The sequence below is a fragment of the uncultured Microscilla sp. genome (genome assembly GCF_947493425.1).
GTDB lineage: Bacteria > Bacteroidota > Bacteroidia > Cytophagales > Microscillaceae > Microscilla.
Genome location: NZ_CANLRP010000007.1, coordinates 101,764 through 108,543, shown reverse-complemented (window position 1 = coordinate 108,543; position 6,780 = coordinate 101,764). Strand labels below are relative to the sequence as shown.

The 6,780-nt window shown below is 39.6% G+C and carries 7 protein-coding genes; 1 reads left to right on the top strand and 6 read right to left on the bottom strand.

Annotated features, from left to right (window positions below):
• Positions 1-78 precede the first annotated feature (78 nt).
• The gene (gene dapF / locus Q0954_RS04040) at positions 79-855 is read left to right on the top strand and encodes a diaminopimelate epimerase (protein WP_299453950.1); all 777 of its coding nucleotides are present in this window, start codon (positions 79-81) and stop codon (positions 853-855) included.
• A gap of 80 nt (positions 856-935) precedes the next feature.
• Here the strand turns inward: dapF and Q0954_RS04035 are convergent, their stop codons facing one another.
• Genes Q0954_RS04035 through Q0954_RS04010 form a run of 6 tightly spaced genes read right to left on the bottom strand, consistent with a single transcriptional unit; the run spans position 936 to position 6,780 of the window.
• Positions 936-2,069, bottom strand: coding sequence for a prolipoprotein diacylglyceryl transferase family protein (locus Q0954_RS04035; protein ID WP_299453948.1), 1,134 nt, complete (start codon positions 2,067-2,069; stop codon positions 936-938).
• Between the two features lie 12 nt (positions 2,070-2,081).
• Entirely contained in the window at positions 2,082-2,693 is a 612-nt protein-coding gene (locus Q0954_RS04030; protein WP_299453945.1) for a hypothetical protein, read from the bottom strand.
• 34 nt (positions 2,694-2,727) lie between these two features.
• The gene (locus tag Q0954_RS04025) at positions 2,728-3,336 is read right to left on the bottom strand and encodes a hypothetical protein (protein ID WP_299453943.1); all 609 of its coding nucleotides are present in this window, start codon (positions 3,334-3,336) and stop codon (positions 2,728-2,730) included.
• Positions 3,337-3,372: 36 nt separating this feature from the next.
• The gene (locus Q0954_RS04020) at positions 3,373-3,981 is read right to left on the bottom strand and encodes a hypothetical protein (protein WP_299453940.1); all 609 of its coding nucleotides are present in this window, start codon (positions 3,979-3,981) and stop codon (positions 3,373-3,375) included.
• A gap of 27 nt (positions 3,982-4,008) precedes the next feature.
• Positions 4,009-4,629: a hypothetical protein gene (locus Q0954_RS04015; protein ID WP_299453938.1), complete on the bottom strand. Its 621-nt coding sequence runs from the start codon at positions 4,627-4,629 to the stop codon at positions 4,009-4,011.
• A gap of 3 nt (positions 4,630-4,632) precedes the next feature.
• Positions 4,633-6,780: a DUF4157 domain-containing protein gene (locus Q0954_RS04010; protein WP_299453935.1), complete on the bottom strand. Its 2,148-nt coding sequence runs from the start codon at positions 6,778-6,780 to the stop codon at positions 4,633-4,635.

The window sequence follows — 6,780 nt, the reverse complement described above, 5'->3', positions numbered from 1 at the left end:
TTAAAAATAAGCCCAAGTGCCTATTTAGGACTTGAACAAGTTTCATTTTCTGATTCCCATTTGGGCGAAACGTAAGTTATGAATGTATTATTCTACAAATATCAGGGTACTGGCAATGACTTTGTCATGATTGACGATCGAGCTGCCCAGTTTCCTATTGACAATTATGAATTAATTGCTCGCCTTTGCGACCGACGGTTTGGCATAGGTGCAGATGGGTTGATTCTATTGCGCAATGCCGAAGGCTACGACTTTAGAATGGTATATTTCAATGCCAACGGAAAAGAAGGCTCTATGTGTGGCAATGGAGGTAGGTGTACTGTAAAGTTTGCTCAGTTTTTAGGTATATTTGAGCACGAAACTCATTTCATAGCAGTAGATGGTCCACACGATGCCAAGGTAGAAAACGGGTTGGTACATTTGAAAATGGGCGATGTACAGACAGTAGAAAACAACCACGACCACTATTTTTTAGATACGGGGTCGCCTCATTATGTGCAGTTTGTAGAGAACCTAGAGCAGTTTGATGTGTTTGCAGAAGGTAAGTCTATTCGTTACAATGAACGTTTTAAGGAAGTAGGCACCAATGTAAACTTTGTAGAAAGGATAGGCGAGCAACATATTTTTGTGAGAACTTACGAGCGTGGAGTAGAAGACGAAACATACTCTTGTGGTACTGGAGTAACAGCGGCGGCACTTACCAGTAGCTTACGGCAAATGGTTAGCCCTATCAATATAAAAACTTTGGGAGGCGATTTACAGATTTCGTTTACCCAAAAGTCTCCGCAAGAATTTAACAATATCTACTTGATAGGCCCTGCTGAAGCAGTATTTGAAGGAGTAGTAAGTGTATAAATACCACCACAAGCGTAGGCAATACTAGTGCATTGGAAACTAAATTCCTATCATATTATATTTATTTAATCCCCAATGCACTATGTTGTTTGCGCTTGTGATGCTTCTGTTTTTTGTGGCAAAACAATCAAATGATATACTCCTTGGTTATAATACTCTATTTTGGTTGGTCGCGCAGGATGTGCAGTGTATTGTAAATGCTTGAAAAGGCGTTTTGCCCACCTTCTTGGTAATACTCTATCTACGTGCGACAAAGTATACAAGCATTGGTCAGCGCCTAGCGCAGTACAAGAAACTTTGATTTTTTGGCTGGTGGTTTCTACTTCTTTTCCTTGTTTGCTTTGAAGCGCTTTTTGACTAAACTCCATCAGATGTATGGGTTCTAGCAAACGATAAAAGGCTGTTTGATAGATAATTCTATAAAACAACACTAAACAGTGTATACAAACCACCACAACACTTATGCCCCACCATACTAGAGACAATGTATGCCAGTATTGCAAAAGAAATATGCCACCCAATATACCAGTACATAACCATTGGGCTTCTGAAAAGCCTTTCCAGTACGGTCGGTCGGGGTCGCCCCTGTAAAACTCAAATATATACCTGCCAATCGCGTAAAGCACCCAAAAAACTATAAAAAATACACCTGCATCCGCATTTGTCAACTTATAGAAAATTCCTAAAGCAGCCAGAAAAAAAGCAAAACAGGACTCAATCAACTGAATAGGTACAAACCTTACCACTGGTTTGTGACTCACATTTTTGAAACTATAGGCGGTGTAAAACCTCCAGTTACAGGGTTTGCCATGACAACAACCTACAGTTTGGCACCCTATCCTACCTATGGCAATCATTAATGCCAAAGCGATGGCAAACAAGTCGAGGTAATGCCAATATTCGTTTGCCGATATGGTAACATACCACAACATAATTGCCAACACGATATTGACAGCTAAACTGTACCTTAACAGCACATAATGCTCATACCCCAACAAAGCTTTAGAAATGAAAGCCAACCCGTAAAAAGCAAGCAATGCCACGATATATAAGCTCACACATACAACATAAGACAACCCTATGTGCGCACACAAACCTAGGTTGATAATGAGTGACAACACTAAGTTTGCGTGCCCCAAAATAAAATAAATAGAAAAGGTGCGACCAAACAAGGGCACTTGTTCGGGCAAACGAAAAACTCTGGCTAGGTTCATTTGCTATTGGTTTCAGCGCAACTTAAAAGTATATATTTTGGTAGGCTGTGCGCCAGATTTCCAAAATTTGGTGATACTCTTTTTACCCTCATCAGGGTCACTTTCAATATCAAAGAGATTGATACTATAAGCCCCTGCTTGGTAAGGAATCAGAAAATTATAGTCTAAATGTGCAAACCCTTCTTTATTTACTTCTTGCATTTTCATTTGCAAATGCATCACATAATGTGCAGGTACTTTGACTACCTTTTTTTTACGATGAGCCGACGGAATAAGAAATAAAAATAATTCAGCTGTTACCTTCCTATCTCTCCCTGACCAATCTACCTGTAAAGAACCCTTGGTTTCTGTATAAGAATGAGCCCTGTAACCGTCTACATCATATGTATGGCTCTTATCAGGAAATTGCACCACCAACCCAAACCTGCCCCTTTTGTCTTTACTTGCCATCACCAACATACCGTCACTTTGTTGTACTTTACTAAACTCTGGAAACAGAATTTCTTTGCTTTTGCCTTGGTATTGGTAAGTAAAATATAACTCACAATAAGTATAAGATCCAGGCTGAGCCTTGAGCCAGCCACTCAAACAACAGATGCACAAGATTAAATAATATTTTTTCATAGCATATTAGAAGTAAAAAAACAAGCGATTGATTTTAGCGCAACTTAAAAGTATATATTTTAGTAGGGTGTGCGCCAGACTTCCAAAATTTGGTGATGCGCTGTTTACCTGCATCAGGATCACATTCAATATCAAAGAGATTGATAGTATAAGCCCCTGCTTGGTAAGGAATCAGAAAATGATAGTCTAAATGTGCAAACCTTTGTTTATTTACTTCTTGCATTTTCATTTGCAAATGCATCACATAATACGAAGGTACTTTGACTACCTTTTTTTTGCGATGAGCCGACGGGATAGGAAATAAAAACAGGTCAGCTGTTACTGATTTTTCATCTCCCCATTCTACCTTCAACGAAGCCTGAGTATCTGTATAAAAATGATCTTTGTAACCCTCTACACTATAGGTATGGTTCTTATCAGGCAGTTGCACCACCAGTCCAAACCTACCCCTTTTGTCTTTACTCGCCATCACCACCACTCCGTCGCCTTGTTGTACTTTGCTAAACTCTGGAAATAGAATTTCTTTGCTTTTGCCTTGGTATTGGTAGGTAAAAGATAGGTCACAATGGGTATAAGGGTCAGGTTGAGCGCTTACCAAGCCACTCAAACAACATATACACAAGATTAAATAATACTTTTTCATAGCGTATTAGAAGACTAAATTCATTTGCTATTGATTTCAGCGCAGCTTAAAAGTATATATTTTGGTAGGGTGTGTGCCAACTTTCCAAAATTTGGTCATACTCTTTCTATCCCCATCAAGGTTACATTCAAGATCAAAGATATTTATACTGTAAGCCCCTGCTTGGTAAGGAACCAGAAGTTTATAGTATAAATGCGCGAACCCTTGTGTATTCACTTCTTGCATTTTCATCTGCAAATGCATTACATAATGGGAAGACACTTTGACCACCTTTTTTTTGCGATGAGCCGACGGGATAGGAAATAAAAACAGGTCAGCTGTTACTGATTTTTCATCTCCCCATTCTACCTTCAACGAAGCCTGAGTATCTGTATAAAAATGATCTTTGTAACCCTCTACACTATAGGTATGGTTTGTATCAGGCAGTTGCACCACCAGCCCAAACCTGCCCCTTTTGTCTTTACTCGCCATCACCACCACCCCGTCACTTTGTTGTACCTTGCTAAACTCTGGAAACAGAATTTCTTTGTTTTTGCCTTGGTATTGGTAGGTAAAAGATAGGTTACAATGGGTGTAAGGATCAGGTTGAGCACTTACCAAGCCACTCAAACAACATATACACAAGGTTAAATAATACTTTTTCATAGCGTATTAGAAGACTAAATTCATTGGCTATTGATTTGATGGCAACTTAAAAGTATATATTTTGGTAGGGTGTGCGCCAGCTTTCCAAAATTTAGTGATACTATTTTTACCCTCATCAGGGTCACTCTCAATATCAAAGAGGTTGATATTATAGGTCCCTGCTTGGTAAGGAATCAGAAAGCTATAGTCTAAATGCGCAAACCCTTCTTTATTTACTTCTTGCATTTTCATTTGCAAATGCATCACATAATGTGAAGGTACTTTGACCACCTTTTTTTTGCGATGAGCCGACGGGATAGGGAATAAAAACAGGTCAGCGGTTACCTTCCTATCTCTCCCTGACCAATCTACTTGTAAAGAACTATTGGTTTCTGTATAAGAATAAGCCCTGTAACCGTCTACATCATATGTATGGTTCGTATCAGGAAATTGCATCACCAACCCAAACCTGCCCCGTTTGTCTTTCCCTGCTATCACCACTATGCCATCGCTTTGTTGTACCTTGCTAAACTCTGGAAACAGAATTTCTTGGCTTTTGCCTTGGTATTGGTAAGTAAATGATAAGTTACAATGAGTATAAGATCCAGGCTGTGCCTTCAGCCAACCACTCAAACAACATATACACAAGATTAAATAATATTTTTTCATAATTTATAATGCATCTTTAAGTCGTTCTAATAATTTTTGTACTTCTTTGATGGTTTGGTCTACCAAGTTAGTTTTATGAGGCAAATGCACATGCCCAAATTTAATGTCTTTGTCTTTTTGTTTGGTTTTAATCAAATGCGCTACCCTATAGGGTAATTCATTTGAAAAAAAGTCCGAACCAGACCCCTCCTTAGCCTTCCCTTTTATACTTTTTATGTCAAAATCGGGCACATTGGTATTCTTTACATTTACATTTTTATAAGGTGAATCTAGCGTTTGTTTATCTGTTTTGTATGATTGATCAAAAAACACCTTTTGTTTTTTATTGCCCACCAGTTCATTCTTATGGATCATTTTGTCTACGGGCAAGTTAGTTTCATAAAACTGGGGTTGCCCACTCATGATAGGCTTGCCTTTTTCGGTTTGGTGGTTATTGCCTTCACTGCCAAACCTGTAGTTACCATAAAAACGTTCAATCTCTATTTCTTTTTCACCCCCTTGGCTAAAAGTAATGATGGCATCTACTTGATCGAGGTAAGGGGCATAAAATTTCTCTATCATTCCCGCATTAAAGCTTTTATAGTTTACAGGAAAAATCACGGCTGCCAACTCTGCCTTTTTATTGCCACTGCCTATAGTTTTACCATCAAAGTAGAGCGCCACTGTACCCGAAATATTTCGAGAGGTTTCTGTTATACGTCTTCTCCCAAACGGATCAAACCCAGAAATCAATATCTTTTTGGTAGCCTTATCTTTCGTGAAGTTGATTTGCCCAGGCGCCATATTACGAGTTTGTTTTTCGAGCAAATCAGTATATTCGGGCAGCTTTCCCTTGAGGGTGGTAGCCAGGTCGGTTTTTAATATGGTATGCATCCAAATACGCGCCCAATACAAATTCCCCTCAAACTTGATTTTTTTGGTTGCCACCCTTGCCCTGGTTTGTGTCCAAATCTGCTGTCCACATTTTTTAATTGCCTCTACCACTTCTTCGTCTTTGGTCGCACCCTTTATCTTTTTCTCAAAATCTTTGACCACCTTGGTAGTCAGTACATCGTTCTTTAAGCCTTTTTGCACCTGAGATTTGCTCAAATCTTTTTCTTCGGGGCTAATTTGCTGCGCCTTCATGATATTCAAAGGATCGGCATTTTCTTGCTTACCATTTTTTTTACACCTTGCGATCTTCAATCCAGATGAGAGGTTTACAGGAGTTTTGGCAAAACCCTTTCCCCATTGCATCCAATGACGCAACAAAGCCATCAAACCACGGTCGGCATCTTCTTCTAGTCCTTCAGAATTGTCAGAAGTATCTAACGAACTAGCACCCATTTGCTGACGTGCATGCATAATCTCGTGGGCAAGTATTGCCACCCCTTCGGGCTTGTCTAAGGGGTACTTGTCTATGTTGAGGTAAATGTCTTGCCCCAGGGTAAGTGCGCGCGCTTCTTTGTCTTGTAATATTTTATTGGCTTCTGAGCCGGTGTGCAATCTAATAGAACTCAAGCTTGCCCCTAAAAACTCCTCCAATTGTGCCTTTAGCTCAGGAGGCAAGGAAGTAGTCGTTTTATTGGCTTTATCCAAGGGGTTAAAGTGCCCATTGGTGTTACTAGGGTCATTTTCAAGCATTTTCTGCTCTAGCAACTCTGGCACATCTTGTATCTCACGCGTGCTTATCCAATGCTTTACGGGCTTTTCTATTCTATCTGAGAGTTTTGCCAGAAAATCGTCGGTAGACTCTATATTTTGCCCCAAATATTGACGTAATAATGCTTCTATAGAAGTAGCTGAATGCATCCCTAAATCTGCGTAAAAGGCTTCTAACCAAGGGCAATCTTTAGTGCTAAACCCCACATGCTTTAGCAAATCATTCACCTTTACATCTACCGTTTGTTTGATACGGTCAATAAATTCAGGTTTGGTGAGTTGCCACCCTCTAGTTTTTTGTTCCCCTTCTTCAATTAATAACTTTGTTTGCCGCTCTTTAGACGCTTTGCCGTTGATTTGCCCCAAGGGTTTAAACTTCAACAAAGGTTGATCTTGCGATAGCTTGGGCAAATGGTCAGGAGCATACAAATCGCCTACTTTGGACTGTTGCTGCTTTTGCCCTTTTTGTTGGTATACATCAGAAGTAATCTTATGATCGTGTTCAGCCAT